Origin of the sequence: Carnobacterium maltaromaticum DSM 20342 (genome assembly GCF_000744945.1) — a bacterium.
GTDB classification, from domain to species: domain Bacteria; phylum Bacillota; class Bacilli; order Lactobacillales; family Carnobacteriaceae; genus Carnobacterium; species Carnobacterium maltaromaticum.
The window spans coordinates 1,458,519-1,476,379 of sequence record NZ_JQMX01000001.1 but is presented as its reverse complement, the minus strand read 5'-3'; the positions used below and the strand labels follow the sequence as shown (position 1 = coordinate 1,476,379).

Sequence of the window (17,861 nt, the reverse complement as noted above, 5' to 3'; positions counted from 1 at the left end):
GATGTTAAAAGTAAAAGACTTATCTGTTCATTATGGTGTGATTCAAGCCATAAATAAAATAAATTTTGAAGTTCATGAAGGTGAAATTGTTTCGCTAATCGGTGCAAATGGTGCGGGAAAATCAACAATATTAAAAGCAATTTCAGGTTTATATCGTCCTAGTGAAGGGGAAATCCTTTTTAAAGATACGCCGATTCAAAAAGCATCCACTAAAAAAATTGTGGAATCCGGCATCTCTTTAGTTCCAGAAGGGCGCCATGTTTTTAGTGGTATGACAGTTTTAGAAAATCTTGAATTAGGTGCCTATCTACGTAAAGATAAAGATGGAATTAAGCAAGACCTAGAAAACATCTATGAACGTTTTCCAGTTTTAGCAGAACGGAAAAAACAAGATACAGCGACACTTTCAGGCGGAGAGCAACAAATGGTTGCAATGGGGAGAGCCATGATGTCAAGGCCTAAACTTCTATTGCTTGATGAACCCTCAATGGGGCTCGCACCTATCTTTATTAAAGAAATTTTTAGCATTATTAAAGACATTAATCAGCAAGGAACAACGGTTTTATTGATTGAACAAAATGCGAAAGTAGCGCTATCTATTTCAAATCGAGGGTATGTTTTAGAAACTGGAAAAGTTGTACTAAGTGGAACTGGCGAGGAATTATTAGCTAGTGATGAAGTTCAAAAAGCCTATTTAGGAGGATAAAACATGTATGTAAAAAATTATATGACTGCTGAAGTCATCACAATTTCCGAAGAAACTAAAATTTTAGAAGCTTTAGATTTGATGAAAGATCATCAAATTCATCGATTACCAGTCACAAAAGATGGACAAATTAAAGGCTTAGTCACAGAAGGGATTATTCAAGAAAATTCCCCTTCAACAGCTACTAGTTTAAGTATCCATGAAATGAATTATCTATTAACTAAGACAGCCGTCGGAGATATCATGTTAAAGAATGTGATTACAATTGCCCCTGATGCATTGTTAGAAGAAGCTGCAGATACAATGCGCAAAAATCAAGTGAGCGTTCTTCCAGTTATTGGAACAGATCATAAATTAGTCGGAATTATAACAGAAAAAGATATTTTTGCTGCCTTTTTAGATTTATTAGGTTACTATAACCAAGGAACGCGGGTTGTTGTTGACATTAAGGATGATCATACAGGGATTTTAGAAAAACTAACACATCTGTTTACAGAAGAGCAAATGAATATCGATCAAATTGCTGTTTATCGTCAATCTGGTCTAACTCAGGTTGTGATTCAAGTTGCAAGTGTTGAAGTTGCTAAAATAAAACAAAAATTAATGGATAATGGATATACAGTTAGTTCATGTAGTTTAAAAGAAGGATAACTAAAAAGCTAGTCTTTTCTAAACCTTTTAGGGTTAAAGAAAAGTCTAGCTTTGTTTATTGATAATGAGATAACATTATTTTAAGTTTATCTTTATAGAGAGCAATAAGGCTTTGAGGAGCAATAATTTTAGCTGAATCTCCAAAAGTAATCAAATAGTCTACCATAAAGTTTAACTCATGGGGTTCGAACCAACCTTGTATATAAAAATCACCTTTTTCCTCAACTAAACTCATATTAGGATAGTGTCGTTGATTAAAACGCTCTACTCCAAAAGTAGTCAGTTGTACTGTGAATTCAGTAGCAGCTTGGCTTTTATTCTTTTTTAAATGATTTTGGCGAATATCAAAATCCGCAAAATCTTTTGCTACATATCGTTTAGATTCTGTAAGTTCTAGAATTAAGTCACAACGAAAAATTCGATAGTCATTTTTTTCAAAATCAAAAGCGTTACAATACCATTTTCCATCCATCGCTTCAAGTCCTAAAGGTTGAATCCAACGCTTAGTTAGCGTTAAGTCTTTTTTTTGATAGCTAATTTGAACAACATTTTGGTTCATTGAGTAAAGAAGTAATTCTTTTAGAAAAAAGGTTGGATAATGTTGAGGTGAACCATTAAATGAGAGCCTTTTTTTCATGATGTTCAGTGCATTTTTTTGATTATCAGGCAAGCTTTCAATTAACTTTTTAGTGATAAAATCATATTCAGATTGAAAAGGCGTTGTAATAAAGAAAGCTAGCATTTGCATAGCAAAAAAAATAGAGAAAACTTCGTCATCTGAAAAATAAACAGGAGGGAGGAAGTGTTGGTTAATCACTTGATATCCTCCATTTTTTCCATACTCAGCATACAGTGGAACACCTATTTCTTCTAGTGAAGAAATATCTCGTAACGCCGTACTTTTTGAAATTGAAAATTCATCCATTAAATCACGTAAGTTAAACTTTACTCTGTTATTAATAAAATAAAGTTCTTTTGTCAGCCGTATATCTTTTTTCATAGAATCTCCAATCGGTGTCATGTTTTGGTACCTATTGATAGTATAATAGAACTTGTAAGTGAATACTAGAGCTTAGATTTTATCAAAGAAGGGATGAATAAAAATGACAGTACAATTAACAACATTTCTTTCAATGAATGGGAGAGCAAAAGAAGCAATTTCATTTTATCAAGAATATTTAGAGGCTAAGGTTTTATTTATAAAAAATTATGTAGAATTAAAAGAGATGGATCCGACTTTTGAATTTATTGAAGCAGAAGCGAACTATATTGCTCACTCTGTTTTAGAAATAGGCGGAGGGATGTTAATGGTGGCCGATGAAATTATGAGTGCCAATAAAAAAGAGATTATCGGGACTAATTTCTCACTTTGCATTACTGGAGAAGTGGAAGAAATCAAGAAAATGTATGCAAAATTAAATACTCATCCTAATGTTAAGATAGTGATTCCTTTGGAACCTAATATTTTTGGTAATGCATATGGAATTGTTGAAGATCCTTTTGGTATAACGATCCAACTGGTTAATGAAAAACAAGCCAAAAAGTAATAGTAAAAACAGCAAGACTTGCTAAGAAATCCAAGTTTTGCTGTTTTTTTTGCTATTCAAAATCGTAATGTAATCCCCATTGTTTTCTAGCTGAATCCATCATTTTAAGAACATCGTGGGAGAGAGTAAGGTAATTTTCACCTTGTCCTTCTAAAATTAAATTTGTCATATTTTGCGCTTCATAATTTAAAGCTTCGGCTTCAACTCCGGCCTCAACGATTTCAGTTGTTCCGTCTGGGCGCGTGATTGTTGCACGTGTAGCTCTAGGGTATTCGTCAACAGTAATATAGCCATCTTCACAAGCTATAATTCCGCGTTTAGGCATTTTAGCTCTAAAGGTTAGCGCAACAATCGCCATTTCATTTAGCTCGTTTTTTAGAATAATAGCTGATTGTTCATCCACTCCAGTTTCAAATAAATTCATGGTTGTTAAGATTTCATTTGGTTGACTGTTTAAGAAAAAGCGAGCGAAAGATAACGCATACGTACCAATATCTAATAATGCTCCACCAGCTAAATTTTTGTTATAAAACCGATTTGTCGGGTCGGTTTCTTTTAAGCTTCCAAAAGAAACTTGGAGCATTTTTAATTTGCCCAGAGTTCCTCCTTCAATAAGCGCTTTAAGCTTGTGAAATAGCGGCATATGAAAAATAGTCATGGCCTCTGCTAAGATTAAGCCTTTATTTTCTGCTAAATCCATCGCTTCTTGCAATTGTGTCGCATTCATTGTAATTGCTTTTTCACATAAGACATGTTTCCCATGCTCTAGGCATTTAATAATTAAATCAAAATGATGACTATGTGGTGTTGCAATGTAGACAACATCAACTTTAGGATCTTGAACTAATTGATCGTAATCCCCATAAGCTTTTTCGATGGCATGTTTTTGAGTAAAAGTAAGAGCTTTATCCAATGAACGAGAACCAGCTGCATATAAAGTCCCACCGTTAACATTAAAAGAGCGAGCAAAACTGTCTGCAATTGCTCCTAAGCCAATAATGGCCCAATTAATAGTTTTCATAAAATTCCTCCTAATTCGAGATTTACTTGCAAAAATAAATGCTGTTAATAGTCTAATTGTAGCAAAAATATGTCGAAATCGATAGGAATAGCAGTTGTTTTAGAGCATTATTTAAAAAGAAAGAGAAATTGGAATTTATAGGTGTTCTAATTAGAGTGTAGTTAGGGTAAAATGGAAATGAGTGAGGAGAGAGGGATGAGATAGAAAATGGTTATGTGGGAGAATTTTAAACGAAACGACTCATTAAGACGTTTTAGTGTCTTTTTAGTTATATGTTTAGCGCTTTATTTTATTCGTGAAGCAATAAGTATGATTTTATTAACATTTATATTTACATTTTTAATTTTAAGACTAGTAAAATCGGTCCAACGATGGGTGAAAATCCCCCAAACGTTAATTGTAATCGTGACATACGCTGTGATTGTCTCTTTGTTTTATTTTACATTGACCCATTATGTTCCGAAATTAATTTATCAAACCGGGCAGATGATTGAATCCGTTTATCGTTTTTATCAATCACCAGCACGGAGTAGTATGATTGTTGAATGGATTGGTCAAAATATAGATGCTACAGAGATTAAAGATCAACTGAAAAATGGTTTAAGTTTAGCGTTAACTTACTTAACTAGCATCGGATCAATGGGAGCGACTTTTTTACTTTCTTTTATTTTAAGTTTCTTTTTTTCAATAGAAGAAAAACGTGTCAGAGAATTTAGCCGTTTATTTTTCACCAGCAAGATTGGTTGGTTTTCGCAAGATGTTGCCTATTTAGGTGGGAAATTTGTCGAAACATTTGGTGTTGTTCTAGAAGCACAATTTTTAATTGCTTTAGCAAATACCGTGATTACAACAATTGGACTTTATTTCCTAGGTTTACCTCAGTTAGTAAGTTTATCAATTATGATTTTTATTTTAAGCTTAATTCCAGTTGCGGGTGTAATTATATCGTGTATTCCATTAGCTTTAATCGGGTATAGCATTGGTGGATTTACAGATGTTGTTTATATTTTAGGGATGATAGCGATTGTCCATGCATTAGAATCTTATGTACTGAATCCAAAATTAATGTCGAGTAAAACAGAGTTACCTGTTTTTTTCACATTTGTAATTTTGTTGTTTTCAGAACGCTTTTTCGGAGTTTGGGGACTAATTGTGGGAATTCCAATTTTTGTTTTTCTGCTAGACCTACTAGATGTTAAAGCGATTCGAAAAAAAATTGGAACAAAAAAAGAGGAAAAAACATCCCCAACAATATGAGTTAAAAACGAAGTACCTAGCTTTTAATCAGTAGGTACTTTTTTTAGTTAGAGATACTAAGGGATATTAGTTGAAAGTTCACGTATTAAGTGTAAAATAAAAGTATAAAGCACTTGAAATTAGATTGTGAACGAGGAGGAATTTGTATGAATCAAGCCTTGGTAAAAATCGTTTTAATGGCAATTAAAGAACAATTTATTAGTGAGAAAGCATTTTATAAAGACCAACTGGGGATTACTCCACAAAGTTGGGATCGTTGGAAAAAAGGTGAACAAGGATTAAAAGCTGAAAACATGCAGAAAATAGCGTTATTATTTACTGATTATGAATGGATGCTTGTACAAAAAGTTTGCCGAAATGCACTTATTTTACCGGAAGTCGCTGAAAATCCAGTCTCAGAATTTCAACACATGAAATTTTATGTAGCAAAAAAATGGGTGAATAGTGGTATAGCAGATTTAGATTTTAAACGAAATGATTCAAAAGAAGAAACAGAAAATAGCTACCGTAAACCAGCAGTAACAACATTACGGGTCTCGGTTAATTATGAATTTTGGAGTTATAAAGATAGCATTGAGTTACGTTTACCAGGTATTATTCAACAACAAATTGAGCGAGAAAAACAAGACTTGTTGGAATGGTTTAATGAAAATATAGGTGAAAAATTTCCGCCAATGACTAAATAAAGGAAAAGAACTATCCATTTTGGGATGGTTCTTTTTTTGAGTAAGAAGAGTTTTTCCGTCTTTTTATGTAACTTTCCATACATACAGATAAAAAAGACGAACTCCTTATTAAAAAATTAAAAAATAAATGGTATGATAGGGAAGGTACTTTTATAAGGAGAAATTAAAATAAACAAATTTAAGCATACTCCTAGCGTGATAGTTATTGCTTAAAAAGCGAACCGATAAAAAAGAATTGGAGTCAACTTATATGAATAAAAAAATAATCATCTCTTTATTTTCTCTAACTTTGCTTAGCGGATGTCAGTTTATAGGTGAGAATACAGCAAAAGATTCGACTGACAATACAAATAAAACTACAAAAACGAGTACTACTGAAAAAGACAAAGCAACTGAGGAAAAAGTTGCAATAGCACCATTACCAAACGTCTCAACAGCCGATTGGAACTTATTATTAGTGAATTCTGATTTTCCAATGGATCCGACAAGGGAGATTCCTTTAGCAGTTGTAGATAATGGTTTACAGATTGATCAAAGGATGGAAGCCGATTATCAGGCTTGGATGGAAGCTGCTAGAAATGCAGGTTTTAATATGGAATTAATTTCAGCGTATCGTTCAATTGATTTACAGCAAACGGTATACGATCAATCGATTCAAGATAACGTAGCAAAAGGCATGAGCCAAGAGGAAGCCTTAAAAGAAACCAAAGAATATGTAGCATTTCCAGGAGCAAGTGAACACCACTCGGCTTTGGCGATTGATATTGTAGATGACCAGTGGCTTGCAACAGGTAAAGGTTTAATCCCAGAGTATGATCAAACAGACTCACAAAAATGGTTAGTCAAAACAATGCAAGATTATGGTTTTATTCTTCGTTTCCCAAAGGATAAAGAAAGCTTTACAAAAATCAGTTACGAGTCATGGCATTTTAGATATGTAGGAAAAGAGAATGCTAAATATATTGTTGATAATCATTTAAGTTTAGAAGAGTATATTGAAAGATTAAAAGCAGCTGGTAAATAGTTTATTAAACTCAAGGAGCTTTTTCCATGTTAGTTCTTATGGTATTTTGGTAGATCTAAACGATTCAACAAACTTTTCTTTAGACTAGTTCTTTTGAGTCAGTCCTTTGGAAAAAAGATGAAATTTCGAGATGGCAAAAAAGCGCCATATCAAATTTCTCTATTTTTCTGCCAGGCCTAAACGACTCAACAAACTTTTTACTAGGCTAGTTTCACTCGCAAACTACTCGAGAAAAAAGATAAATTCCCAAAAAAGTAAAGAGACACTTTTCTTGGAATTTCCTATTTTTCTGACGTAGTTAAAGCTGCGAGTTCAACATACTAATTAGGCTAGTTCTTATGAGCCAACTCTTCGAGAAAAAGATAAAAATTCGAGATGGCAAAAAGCGCCATATCAATTTTTCCTATTTTCTTGCCAGAGTTAAACGGCTCAACAAACTTTTTATAAAGGAGTGAGATAAGTGGTACTGAAAAAAGGGAATAAAAATTTAAAAAAGTTAAAATCAATTAAAATCATTCCCAGCTATCTAGTCGCTAGTATTTTTATTAGTTGCTTAGTATTTTTTGGGACACTTTCTTTCCTTTCAAGTCGTGAGAATGCGCAACAAGCTCAAGTTGCTGTTGAGATTGATCAAGAGCAAGCTTTTATTGATAAAATTTCAGCTTATGCAAAAGTTCTTCAATCTGAATATGGTGTGTTGCCAAGTATTAGTATTGCTCAGGCTATTCTGGAATCTAATTGGGGAAATAGCGAACTATCTGAAAAGTATAATAACTTTTATGGAATTAAGGGGAGTGAAGAGGCAAATACTGTTTTGATGAATACCAAAGAATTTGTTGATGAAGAGTGGATTGAAATAAATGGGCGTTTTCGAATTTATGAAAGTTGGCAAGATTCGATGAATGCACATACCAAACTCTTTGTTGAAGGAACAACTTGGAATCCGCAACAGTATGCGGCTGTTTTAGCTGCTGATAATTACAGAGATGCTGCATTTGCATTGCAAGCTAGTGGTTATGCCACAGATCCAACTTATCCTGAAAAATTGATTGAATTGATTCAGCAATATAAATTAGATCAGTTTGATAAATAATTTCATGAATACATGTATTTATATTGAGTGAAAAATTAGCTTGGACTTTCGTTCTATCAGCTAATTTTTTTGTTTATAGTAAATCTTTAAAGTAATGATGGTATTAAGATCGTAAATTGAGTAAAATAGCTATATACAGAAAAATTAAATTTAAATTTTATATTTATATTAAAGGTGGTAAATAAACTTATGTCTGAGAAAAAGAATATTCCTATTATAACAACGGATTTAAGAAAAGATATTATTGAAGTTCCAAAAGAGATTGAAGCAGCTAGTGGCATGCGTGTTTTTGGAAAATTGATTAAGTCTATTATTTTTACAACAGATATTTCTATTATTGCGAATACAGATGCGGATGCTGTGATTGCAGTGTATCCATTTACTCCTCACCCGGCTATTATTCAAAGTATTACAATGGTTGCCAATATCCCTGTTTTTTCAGGTGTAGGTGGTGGCTTAACTCATGGGACACGTTCTGCCAATATTAGTTTATTTGCGGAAGCTCAAGGGTCACTCGGCGTCGTTGTCAACGCACCAACGCCTATCAGTACAATTAAAGAAATTAGTGATAACATTGATATTCCAATTGTAGGAACAATTGTTTCTGAATATACGAATATTAAAGAAAAGTTGGATGCAGGTGTGTCTATTTTAAATGTTAGCGGTGGAGCCGACACCGCTCGGATTGTCCGCAAAATTAGACAGGATTTTCCTGATGTAGCAATTATGGCAACCGGTGGCCCTACACCTGAATCCATTAGCGAAACAATTGAAGCAGGTGCAAATACAATTACGTATACATCTCCAACCAATGGTGTTTTATTTAGTCGGAAAATGGAAAAATATCGTGATCAAGAAGAAGCAAAATATAGTTAATCTTTAAGCAATTAGTTTTATTAGGAGGACGAGGACTTGAGACAAGTAAAAAAGGAAAAAAATAAAACAGTGCTAATGATTGTTGCATCTATTTTATTAGTCATTGCGATGGTTGGCGGTACGTTTTATTATAAGTGGAATAATAGTCAAAAAAGTGATCGAGCAGCGTTGGAGACAGGTAAGAATTTTACAAAAGCACTTGAAAAACAAGACTTTAAAAAACTTAGTCAATTAGTTACTTCTGAATCATTAAAAAAAGTTGATTATACAAAAGAATCATTGGTTGATAAATATACAGTTATATTTGATGGCATTAATGCGAGCAAATTGAAAATTAGTGATTTGTCAGTCACTCCAATTGAAAATAAACCTGAATTTAAATTAACGTATACTCTAAATATGCAGACGAATTTAGGTAAATTTGATGAGGAAAAATATGAAGCAATCTTAGTTCCTAATGGTGAAAACTTTTTAGTTGAATGGACTGCTCAGTTAATCTTTCCCGAAATGGAAGCAACTGATAAAATAAATATCACTTCAACATTTGGAAAAAGAGGTTCAATAGTCGATCGTAATGGAAACCCATTAGCTTATTTAGCCCAATACCCTGAAGTTGGAATGATTCCAGGTGAATTGGGTTCAGGAGCAGATAAGGCCGCAAATTTAAAGGCAATTAGTGAACAATTTGATGTTTCAGTTGAAAGCTTAGAAAATAGTTTAACAGCGGAATGGGTCAAACCCAATATATTTGTGCCTATCAAAGTTTTACCAAATGGTGAAACTCCGGTTATGACGGGAATCCAATATGCTTCTAAAGATATGCGCTCTTACCCGTTAAATCAAGCGGCTGCGCACTTAATTGGATATGTTGGCGAAGTTTCAGCAGAAGATATTGAGAAAGATCCGAACTTAAATGTAGGGGATACAATTGGAAAGGCTGGTTTAGAAGCAACTTTTGAGAAACGTTTACGTGGGAAAAATGGTGGGCGAATTGTGATGAACGATCAAGATGGCAACTTGAAAAAAGTTCTTCAAGAATCTGAAAAAACAGATGGAGAAACAATTTCTTTAACCATTGATAGTAAATTACAACAACAAGCCTTTGATCAATTAAATGGTGAAAAATCTTCTGCTGTTATTATGAACCCTCAAGATGGCAGCTTGTTAGCTTTAGTTAGTACGCCATCCTATGATGCCAATTTAATGGCTACAGGAATTTCCAGCAAAGAGTACGATGCATATGCCAATGATCCTAATTTACCATTCTTAGTCCGTTATGCAAGTGGTTATGCGCCAGGATCAACCTTTAAGGCGATTACGGCTGGAATCGGCTTAGATGCAGGTGTGACGAAAGAAAATAAAGAACGAGAGATTTCTGGTTTGAAATGGCAAAAAAATAGTTCTTGGGGCAATTATTTTGTCACTCGAGTCTCAGATGTATCACCAGTAAATATGGACCAAGCACTGATTTATTCAGACAATATCTATTTTGCGCAAGAAGGGCTAGAAATGGGTAAAAAGACCTTTGAAGCTGGCTTAAATAAGTTCATCTTTGGAGAAAAATTTGATTTACCACTAGCTATGGACCCAGCTCAAATTGCCAATAAAAAAGGTCTGAATACGGATATTTTATTAGCGGATACAGCATATGGTCAGGGACAATTATTATTAAATCCAATTCAACAGGCTGTTTCTTATTCACCATTTGCCGATGACGGAATGATTATGTATCCGAAACTAACAGCTGATCAAAAAACAGCAAAAAGTAAACAAGCCATCACACCTGAGTCTGCAGCTATTGTCAAAAACGCTCTGATTCAAGTAGTTGATGATCCAAATGGGACAGCACGAACTTTAGCAATTCAAGGACACAAAATTGCTGCTAAAACGGGTACAGCAGAATTAAAACAAGAACAAGATACTAAAGGCGATGAAAATGGCTTCTTACTAGCAATTGATGCAGATAATGCTAGCTATTTGATGGTGGCCATGATTGAAGGTAAAAGTAGTCATGTTGTCATTGAAAAAATGAAGCCAGTTTTAGAAAGTATTTATGCGGGTCAATAAAAGACTTTAATTTAGAAAGGTAGAAATAATGATGCCTCTTGTCTTACCAGAAAATAAAGATAACCGCCAAGCGATGGAAGCATATATGAAAAATAGATTTATATTTAAGGGGATTAAAGCACCAGAACGCCGTTTATTAGAGAAAGAGTTGCTTAAAGAAAGCCAAAAATGGCCGATGGAAAGAGTCTTAAAAGAAATTGAAAGTTACTATCAAGAAGAAGCACGAGAATATCAATATATCGCGGCTGACCTCTTATTAAAAAATTATAAGCGCATGTCTTATCCTGAATTAAAATCGCTCTTTCCTTTGATTAATCAAAAAGCTTGGTGGGATACGGTTGATGTTCTAAGAAGTTCATTTTCTAAATGGTGCCTGTTAAATCCAGCTTATTTTCATGAAATCTTTACCTATTTTACTAGGAGTGAAAGCTTTTGGGATCGCCGAGTAGCATTAAATTTACAATTAGGTTTTAAAGAGCAAACCGATCAAGCCTATTTAAAACAAAGTATTTTACAAGATTTAGCAACTGATGAATTTTTTATTCAAAAGGCAATTGGCTGGGCTTTACGGGATTATAGTAAAACAAATCCTGAATGGGTCACAAAATTTATTACTGAAAATCCAGGCTTAAGCACTTTAGCAGTCCGTGAAGGCTCCAAATATATATAAAGCATAGATAAGTTGGAAAACCATTGTTTTAAAAAGGTTTTTCAACTTATCCTTTTGTTTTTATTTAGATACAGATATAATAGAAAGAGATTTACATAGATGTCAAAGCCTTGAAAAAGTGGAAATTGGAGTGGGGAAAATGGCAAAATACAGTCAAATAGCAGACGAAATTAGAAAGAGAATTTTGGCAGGGCGTTATGCAGTGGATCATGCTTTACCTGATCAAGGAAAACTAGCAGCTGAATTTGAGACAAGCCGGATAACTATAAAAAAAGCAATTGAACTTTTAGTTGTTGAGGGACTAGTATACAGCCGTCAAGGTTCAGGGACCTATGTTCGAAAGAATGCTTTGGAGATGTCAAAATTAGATAGTAAAATGGACGAATATGTTGGTGTGACACATCAACTAGCGGATCGAAGTACAATTACAAGCCAAATTCTACATTTTGATGTTCGCTTTCCAACTGATATAGAAGCTGAAAAATTAATGCTGACTAAAACACAACCAGTGTACGCTATTGATCGTTTACGTTTACTTTCTGGTGAGCCTTTTTTAATTGAACATACAATTATGCCTGTCGAGGTGATTCCAAATATAACGAAAGAGATTTTATTGAATTCAATTTATCATTATATAAAAGGTGAATTAGGGTTGAAATTTGGTGGAGCAAACCAACATATTCGAGCAGATAAACCGAATGAATTGGATCAGAAATACTTGAAATGTGCTCAAGATGATCCGGTTTTAGAAATCGATCAAGTTGTTTATTTAACCGATGGCGTTCCTTTTGAATATTCACAGACAAGGCATCGATATGATCAAGGGGATATTTTAGTTGTAACGATTAATAGCGTTTAAGGTCTAGATAAATAGTCTATGAATTATAAAAAAATCATCATACTTTCTTCATATTTGCTAGGTATACTGTAGAAGTAGTAAGAAAGACATTAGCTTCCAACTAATGTCCAAAACAATAAACTTTTTTTATTTTTCTTTTACTCCTCCAAAGTAAAGAAATAAGAAGATTAAAGGCTTTTTTTAAAAGAAACTTTAATCAACCAACTCCTTTCACCACAGTCTCTCCAACTGTGGTGTTTTTATCATGGTTCTTGTTGCTTTAGCAACTTAGAACCATGATACACATCCATCAAAGATGGACTGTGATCCTAAAAAGTTGGTTATTTGTCTAATTAGAAGAAATAGCTCATATATCGACTTTATACCAATCTGCATTTTATGAACTATTTTTAATAATGATTGACAAGAGCTGCTTTTGACGGTATATTAATCTAAATTAATTCACTCATATAATAGTCGAGATAAGGTCGACGAGTATCTACCCAGCACCGTAAATGGCTGGACTATAAGTGAAGAATACAAGGATACACGTTTGAGACTGTAGCCCTTTTTCTTTGCTGTTTCATTTAGCGAAGGAAAAGAGTTGCAGTTTTTTTGTTTCATAATATAAAAGGAACAGAATGAACCAAATTCCTCTTTATTCAAGGATTAATTAAATAACGAAAATATAAATCGAAGGAGTTTTTGAAAAGCAATGAAACTATTGGAAGAGCGCATTTTGAAAGATGGAGTGGTACTAGGGGATAATGTTTTAAAGGTGGATAATTTTTTAAATCATCAAATTGATCCAGTTTTAATGCAAGCAATTGGAAATGAATTTGCAGAGCTTTTTAAAGGACGTGGCATTAATAAGATTATCACGATTGAATCGTCAGGGATTGCGCCAGCAGTGTTCGCAGGGTTAGCTATGGGTGTTCCAGTTATTTTTGCCAGAAAACATAAAAGCTTAACTTTAGTTGATAATATGTATAGTGCAAGTGTCTATTCCTTTACTAAAAATGTAACCAATGAAATTGCTGTTTCTAAAAGTTTTTTAGATTCTTCTGATAATGTGTTACTAATTGATGATTTTTTAGCAAATGGTCAAGCAGCCATCGGGTTATTGGAAATTTGTGAAAAAGCAGGGGCAAAAGTAAGCGGTATGGGGATTGTTATCGAGAAATCATTTCAAAAAGGCCGCCAAATTGTTGAAGAGAGCGGAATTGAAATTGCTTCATTAGCTAGAATAGCTGCTTTTGAAGACGGTATTGTGAAGTTTGTTCCTCAGGAGGATAAATAAGCCTATGTTATCAAATGGAAAATCAGCTGCTTTAGGCTTGCAACATGTTTTAGCTATGTATGCAGGTGCCGTTATTGTTCCACTTTTAATTGGTGGAGCATTAAATTTCACTCCGGAAGAAATGACTTATTTAGTATCAATTGATATTTTTATGTGTGGAGTAGCCACATTATTACAATTAACCGTCAATAAATTTTTTGGAATTGGCTTACCAGTCGTACTAGGTTGTGCTATTCAAGCGGTATCCCCTCTAATTTTGATTGGATCTAATCAAGGTATTGGTGCTATGTATGGCTCAATTATTGTTGCAGGAATTTTTATTATTTTAATTTCAGGGGTCTTTTCTAAGATTAAACGTTTTTTTCCACCAGTCGTGACAGGAACGGTTATTACCGTTATCGGTTTAACGCTAATTCCAGTTGCTTTAGAAAAAATGGGTGGCGGCAGTAAAATAATGACAGATTTTGGCTCCACTAAGTTTTTAGTGTTGGCTTTCGTTACAATCGCAACGATTCTAATCGTTCAGATTTATGGTATTGGATTTATGCGCTCGATTGCTGTTTTGATTGGTTTATTAGTTGGAACAGGTTTAGCGGCATTTTTAGGCATGGTAAATTTAGCTCCAGTTGCAGAAGCAACATGGTTCCATATGCCTCAACCTTTTTACTTTGGTCGACCAACCTTTGAATGGTCATCTATTTTAACCATGATTTTAATTTCATTAGTGAGCATGGTAGAATCAACAGGTGTTTACTTTGCTTTAGGTGAAATTACAGATAAAAAAATTCAAGAAGACGATTTGAAACGTGGGTATCGAGCAGAAGGTTTAGCGGTATTGCTTGGTGGGATTTTCAATACATTTCCCTATACTGGATTTTCGCAAAATGTAGGACTTGTCCAGTTATCTGGAATTAAAAATCGTAAGCCTATTTATTTTTCGGCTGGTTTTTTAATTCTTTTAGGATTACTACCTAAAATTGGTGCAGTTGCAACGATTATTCCAGACCCTGTTTTAGGTGGTGCTATGCTAGTGATGTTTGGCATGGTTGCAACACAAGGCATAAGAATGCTGGCTCATGTCGATTTTACAAATGAAAGTAACCTTTTAGTAGTTGCTATGTCCGTTGGTTTAGGATTAGGTGTAACGGTCGTTCCAGAGCTATTTGCGGGCCTACCAGAAACAGTTCAATTGTTTACAAGTAATGGGATTGTTGTAGCAAGCTTGACCTCAATCATTTTAAATGTTTTATTCAATAAAAAAGAGCGTGGTAAGGTGGATTTAGAAACAAGTACAGTTGGCAGTGAGTTTGCTGAAACTGGGAATAGTCATTAACAAGTTGAAAAGTACAAATCTTCAGTTTAATCAGGCTGAAGATTTTTTTATGCTTATAAAAATACAGTGTATATGTTAAAATGTAAATTATAATTAAAATATGGAGGAATGTATGGAAATTATTGAACCATTTAAAATGCTTATAGAGACATTACTTGAAAATAAACTAGTATGGGTATTAATAGCCATTTTACTCATTTCATATGTACTTAAAATAGTTCGTTTTTTTATAGAAAGAAATAAAAATTATGAGCTGAAAGAAATTGATTTAATGAGTGGTCAAGACTTTGAATATTGCTTTGCAAATATACTTAGAAAATCTGATTATAAAAAAGTTAAAGTTACACAGTACCAAGGCGATCAAGGAATAGATATTTTAGCTAGTAAAGATAGCAGAAATATCGGTTATCAGTGTAAACGTTATAAGAAAAATGTTGGAAATAAAGCTGTGCAGGAAGCCCATGCTGGAAAAAGCTATTATGGATTGGATGAAGTATACGTTGTTACAAATAGTTATTTTACAAAACCTGCAATAGAATTAGCTAATAAAACTGGGGTCATACTTTTAAACCGAGATGATTTGTATAAAATGATGAAAGAGCTGAAATTGGACAAGTCTTGAATTCAACCAATTAAGAGTTAAGTTAGAGAAAAACAACAAAAGAAAATTTTTCTTTTGTTGTTTTTCTTGTATTTTCCATGAATCTTGCTAGACTAAACAAGGAGAGGGACGTGTAACTATGAAAAATCAAGCTCAACAAGCGGCAATATTTTTGTTAGCAGGAACGTGTTTATGGATTGGAGCTTTGATGGTGAGATCGTACATCACCTTCACAAATCCAATGCTACTTTTTATAGTAGGAAGCCTACCTAACTTTGGAACAGCTTGGATGTTACCAAGTTTTTTAATTTTAGTAAATATTACTTTGACCTGAATAATTCATAGCTTTAATTCTTTGGTACATTTTATTGAAATATGTATCACTAATATCCCTATCAACTGATTTTGACTAAAAAGTTACTTCAAACATTCACTGTTCAAAAATATTGAGGAATAAATTTTGGGTGTAAGGCATTTTGAGCATACTTCTCCCTGGATAACTTCCCAGTAAAAAAATCGTTAGATTGTTGGATTAGATCCATTGACTGGCTCGCCTCAGGCGAGCAAAGACCCTGTAGAATTCATTCTGATACACATGATAACTAGATAATTTGAGATAGACTCGTCTACCCGTTTGGACTAATTTCCCAGCAACTTTCAGAAACTTCAATCGAATAGAATGAATGGTCATTCCCTTTTGGACTTCCTCAAAGCCAATCGTTCTTAAGAAGTTGACTAAGTTGTAAGCTATCAAGCTGAGCATCATTCGGACATGATTCTCCAAAAAGCGAGGACTGTCTGTCTTGTCAAAGTAAAAGCCAGCTTTCGCTTCTTTAATGAAGTTCTCCATTGTGCCACGTTTGGCATAGAGAGAAAAGATGGTATCAGGAGAAACATTTTCTGATAGATTCGTCACGATAAACTCATGTCGAAAGAGTAGTTCGCCCGCTTCACGTGTTGAGCGTATACACACGCGACGACTTTGTGACCAGGATTGTGCTTGATAAGTGGTGGAGAAGTACTGAACTTCTCGTTCTTCCCACTTTTGATTATCGCCATAAAGTACTGATTTCTCAGCTATTTGACCTAGTCTACGATTATTCTTCAGTCGAATAACATAATGACTCTTTTTTGATTCACACGAATCATACACACCAGGTGTAGCGAACCCGCTGTCTCCACGAACCAAGATGTCAGTGTTTGGTAGAGAGTGATTATAGTGCTCTAATAAAGGTGTGAGAAACTCCTTTACGCCTTTTGATGTATATTGATTTCCTGAACGTAGTTCAGCTTTTAAGAAGTCACCAGTCAATCCGTCAAAAGCTACCAATGGATGATAACCATAGGTTTGGTAGTGGGTATTATAATCCGTTTGTTCTTGGTGACCAAATGTATCTGAATGGGTCGAATCTAAATCAATGATTAATTCCGTATCATTACGGATGAGGCGTGCTTTATCAATAAGTTCTTGGTTCAAAGCTTGAAGTTCATGGATATTCTCCTCAGATAGTCGATCTAAAAATCGAGAAAGTGAAGATTGAGAAGCGAGTTCTTTCCTATCTAAAACAGCTTTAAACACAGGATCTTGTCTCAGGAGATTAGCTGCAGAATCAGCTGAGTAACCAGCAATTAATTGCATAATGAACTGCTCAAGTATGGATAAGTTGTCATGAGTAAAATATGCTCGTTCGTCTTCAATGTGAATGTGTTGCTTAGCCAGTTCAGAAAAACCGAAGGTGTTCATCAGCTCTTTCACTAGGACGAGACCCGAATCACTCGATAATTGACCACCTGTATGAGAAATAGTGATATTTGAATTGAATTTTACTTGGTTTTTGTGTAAGCTAGTCATTAGAAGAACTCCTTTCTTTTGGTTGGTTTAGTCACTTTAACCATAGCAGAAAGGGGTTCTTTTTTCATCACTTAACGGGTGAAGATGAAAAAGTAATTGTAAGCTGCCGTGAGGCAGTTTCACATGGTTTTAATTAAAAGTATGAATTATTCAGGCTTTGACTAAGCGACAATTATCTTTAAAAGTGGTAAGATGCATGTTGGTAGGAACATTTATTTTACAGAATTTATCAGAGCTGTATTATGTTTATTTTGCTGGAGCAAGCTTTGACTTAGTCGATTGCTTATTTGGTCTTGGTGCGTTACTTATTCTAGAACAAGCAATGAAAAGAATTTAGAT

19 protein-coding genes and 1 riboswitch are annotated in these 17,861 nt (G+C 34.1%); of the genes, 16 read left to right on the top strand and 3 right to left on the bottom strand.

Features of this window, described 5'->3' with window-relative positions; genetic code table 11:
* The first annotated feature begins 1 nt into the window (after position 1).
* Positions 2-706: an ABC transporter ATP-binding protein gene (locus BR77_RS07145; protein ID WP_010054389.1), complete on the top strand. Its 705-nt coding sequence runs from the start codon at positions 2-4 to the stop codon at positions 704-706.
* A gap of 3 nt (positions 707-709) precedes the next feature.
* The gene (locus tag BR77_RS07140; protein WP_015075718.1) at positions 710-1,357 is read left to right on the top strand and encodes a CBS and ACT domain-containing protein; all 648 of its coding nucleotides are present in this window, start codon (positions 710-712) and stop codon (positions 1,355-1,357) included.
* Between the two features lie 55 nt (positions 1,358-1,412).
* Here BR77_RS07140 and BR77_RS07135 read toward each other — a convergent pair whose 3' ends face one another.
* Complete coding sequence (locus BR77_RS07135; RefSeq protein ID WP_035066054.1) at positions 1,413-2,357, bottom strand: helix-turn-helix transcriptional regulator; 945 nt, start codon at positions 2,355-2,357, stop codon at positions 1,413-1,415.
* Positions 2,358-2,460: 103 nt separating this feature from the next.
* On the opposite strand from BR77_RS07135, the gene BR77_RS07130 reads away from it, so the two are divergent.
* A complete protein-coding gene (locus tag BR77_RS07130) occupies positions 2,461-2,904 on the top strand; it encodes a VOC family protein (RefSeq protein ID WP_010054394.1) in 444 nt (147 codons plus the stop codon).
* A 52-nt stretch (positions 2,905-2,956) separates the two neighbouring features.
* Here the strand turns inward: BR77_RS07130 and BR77_RS07125 are convergent, their stop codons facing one another.
* The gene (locus BR77_RS07125; RefSeq protein ID WP_015075721.1) at positions 2,957-3,925 is read right to left on the bottom strand and encodes a Gfo/Idh/MocA family protein; all 969 of its coding nucleotides are present in this window, start codon (positions 3,923-3,925) and stop codon (positions 2,957-2,959) included.
* 207 nt (positions 3,926-4,132) lie between these two features.
* Between BR77_RS07125 and BR77_RS07120 the strand changes: the two genes are divergently transcribed.
* The 12 genes from BR77_RS07120 to BR77_RS07065 all read left to right on the top strand — a co-directional run bounded on the left by BR77_RS07120 (position 4,133) and on the right by BR77_RS07065 (position 16,004).
* On the top strand, positions 4,133-5,182 hold the full coding sequence (locus BR77_RS07120) for an AI-2E family transporter (protein WP_035064421.1): 1,050 nt from the start codon (positions 4,133-4,135) through the stop codon (positions 5,180-5,182).
* 146 nt (positions 5,183-5,328) lie between these two features.
* Positions 5,329-5,868, top strand: a complete 540-nt coding sequence (locus tag BR77_RS07115) for a hypothetical protein (protein ID WP_010054397.1) — start codon at positions 5,329-5,331, stop codon at positions 5,866-5,868.
* A gap of 250 nt (positions 5,869-6,118) precedes the next feature.
* Positions 6,119-6,892, top strand: coding sequence for a M15 family metallopeptidase (locus tag BR77_RS07110; protein ID WP_010054401.1), 774 nt, complete (start codon positions 6,119-6,121; stop codon positions 6,890-6,892).
* A 460-nt stretch (positions 6,893-7,352) separates the two neighbouring features.
* A complete protein-coding gene (locus BR77_RS07105; protein ID WP_016356346.1) occupies positions 7,353-7,985 on the top strand; it encodes a glycoside hydrolase family 73 protein in 633 nt (210 codons plus the stop codon).
* A 189-nt stretch (positions 7,986-8,174) separates the two neighbouring features.
* The gene (locus BR77_RS07100; protein WP_035064417.1) at positions 8,175-8,861 is read left to right on the top strand and encodes a beta/alpha barrel domain-containing protein; all 687 of its coding nucleotides are present in this window, start codon (positions 8,175-8,177) and stop codon (positions 8,859-8,861) included.
* Between the two features lie 36 nt (positions 8,862-8,897).
* Positions 8,898-10,928: a penicillin-binding protein PBP4(5) gene (gene pbp4, locus BR77_RS07095; RefSeq protein ID WP_016356347.1), complete on the top strand. Its 2,031-nt coding sequence runs from the start codon at positions 8,898-8,900 to the stop codon at positions 10,926-10,928.
* A 28-nt stretch (positions 10,929-10,956) separates the two neighbouring features.
* Positions 10,957-11,598 (top strand): DNA alkylation repair protein, encoded by a 642-nt coding sequence (locus BR77_RS07090; RefSeq protein WP_015075727.1) that lies wholly within the window; start codon positions 10,957-10,959, stop codon positions 11,596-11,598.
* A gap of 139 nt (positions 11,599-11,737) precedes the next feature.
* Entirely contained in the window at positions 11,738-12,457 is a 720-nt protein-coding gene (locus BR77_RS07085; protein ID WP_015075728.1) for a GntR family transcriptional regulator, read from the top strand.
* A gap of 425 nt (positions 12,458-12,882) precedes the next feature.
* Positions 12,883-12,983: riboswitch (purine riboswitch) on the top strand.
* 168 nt (positions 12,984-13,151) lie between these two features.
* The gene (locus BR77_RS07080; RefSeq protein WP_015075729.1) at positions 13,152-13,736 is read left to right on the top strand and encodes a xanthine phosphoribosyltransferase; all 585 of its coding nucleotides are present in this window, start codon (positions 13,152-13,154) and stop codon (positions 13,734-13,736) included.
* 4 nt (positions 13,737-13,740) lie between these two features.
* Positions 13,741-15,069, top strand: a complete 1,329-nt coding sequence (locus BR77_RS07075; protein ID WP_015075730.1) for a nucleobase:cation symporter-2 family protein — start codon at positions 13,741-13,743, stop codon at positions 15,067-15,069.
* A 112-nt stretch (positions 15,070-15,181) separates the two neighbouring features.
* Positions 15,182-15,691 (top strand): restriction endonuclease, encoded by a 510-nt coding sequence (locus BR77_RS07070; RefSeq protein ID WP_035064414.1) that lies wholly within the window; start codon positions 15,182-15,184, stop codon positions 15,689-15,691.
* Between the two features lie 118 nt (positions 15,692-15,809).
* Positions 15,810-16,004, top strand: a complete 195-nt coding sequence (locus tag BR77_RS07065; protein ID WP_035066052.1) for a hypothetical protein — start codon at positions 15,810-15,812, stop codon at positions 16,002-16,004.
* 198 nt (positions 16,005-16,202) lie between these two features.
* Here the strand turns inward: BR77_RS07065 and BR77_RS07060 are convergent, their stop codons facing one another.
* Positions 16,203-17,522 (bottom strand): IS1380-like element IS1678 family transposase, encoded by a 1,320-nt coding sequence (locus BR77_RS07060; protein WP_015075518.1) that lies wholly within the window; start codon positions 17,520-17,522, stop codon positions 16,203-16,205.
* 196 nt (positions 17,523-17,718) lie between these two features.
* On the opposite strand from BR77_RS07060, the gene BR77_RS07055 reads away from it, so the two are divergent.
* A complete protein-coding gene (locus tag BR77_RS07055) occupies positions 17,719-17,859 on the top strand; it encodes a hypothetical protein (protein ID WP_236700864.1) in 141 nt (46 codons plus the stop codon).
* Positions 17,860-17,861 lie beyond the last annotated feature (2 nt).

What these genes read in the sequence shown, in the direction of transcription:
- BR77_RS07145 (WP_010054389.1), top strand. Translation starts at nt 2, where the DNA reads ATGTTAAAAGTAAAAGACTTATCTGTTCATTATGGTGTGATTCAAGCC.
- BR77_RS07140 (WP_015075718.1), top strand. Translation starts at nt 710, where the DNA reads ATGTATGTAAAAAATTATATGACTGCTGAAGTCATCACAATTTCCGAA.
- BR77_RS07135 (WP_035066054.1), bottom strand. Translation starts at nt 2,357, where the DNA reads ATGAAAAAAGATATACGGCTGACAAAAGAACTTTATTTTATTAATAAC.
- BR77_RS07130 (WP_010054394.1), top strand. Translation starts at nt 2,461, where the DNA reads ATGACAGTACAATTAACAACATTTCTTTCAATGAATGGGAGAGCAAAA.
- BR77_RS07125 (WP_015075721.1), bottom strand. Translation starts at nt 3,925, where the DNA reads ATGAAAACTATTAATTGGGCCATTATTGGCTTAGGAGCAATTGCAGAC.
- BR77_RS07120 (WP_035064421.1), top strand. Translation starts at nt 4,133, where the DNA reads ATGGTTATGTGGGAGAATTTTAAACGAAACGACTCATTAAGACGTTTT.
- BR77_RS07115 (WP_010054397.1), top strand. Translation starts at nt 5,329, where the DNA reads ATGAATCAAGCCTTGGTAAAAATCGTTTTAATGGCAATTAAAGAACAA.
- BR77_RS07110 (WP_010054401.1), top strand. Translation starts at nt 6,119, where the DNA reads ATGAATAAAAAAATAATCATCTCTTTATTTTCTCTAACTTTGCTTAGC.
- BR77_RS07100 (WP_035064417.1), top strand. Translation starts at nt 8,175, where the DNA reads ATGTCTGAGAAAAAGAATATTCCTATTATAACAACGGATTTAAGAAAA.
- BR77_RS07090 (WP_015075727.1), top strand. Translation starts at nt 10,957, where the DNA reads ATGATGCCTCTTGTCTTACCAGAAAATAAAGATAACCGCCAAGCGATG.
- BR77_RS07085 (WP_015075728.1), top strand. Translation starts at nt 11,738, where the DNA reads ATGGCAAAATACAGTCAAATAGCAGACGAAATTAGAAAGAGAATTTTG.
- BR77_RS07080 (WP_015075729.1), top strand. Translation starts at nt 13,152, where the DNA reads ATGAAACTATTGGAAGAGCGCATTTTGAAAGATGGAGTGGTACTAGGG.
- BR77_RS07075 (WP_015075730.1), top strand. Translation starts at nt 13,741, where the DNA reads ATGTTATCAAATGGAAAATCAGCTGCTTTAGGCTTGCAACATGTTTTA.
- BR77_RS07070 (WP_035064414.1), top strand. Translation starts at nt 15,182, where the DNA reads ATGGAAATTATTGAACCATTTAAAATGCTTATAGAGACATTACTTGAA.
- BR77_RS07065 (WP_035066052.1), top strand. Translation starts at nt 15,810, where the DNA reads ATGAAAAATCAAGCTCAACAAGCGGCAATATTTTTGTTAGCAGGAACG.
- BR77_RS07060 (WP_015075518.1), bottom strand. Translation starts at nt 17,522, where the DNA reads ATGACTAGCTTACACAAAAACCAAGTAAAATTCAATTCAAATATCACT.
- BR77_RS07055 (WP_236700864.1), top strand. Translation starts at nt 17,719, where the DNA reads ATGTTGGTAGGAACATTTATTTTACAGAATTTATCAGAGCTGTATTAT.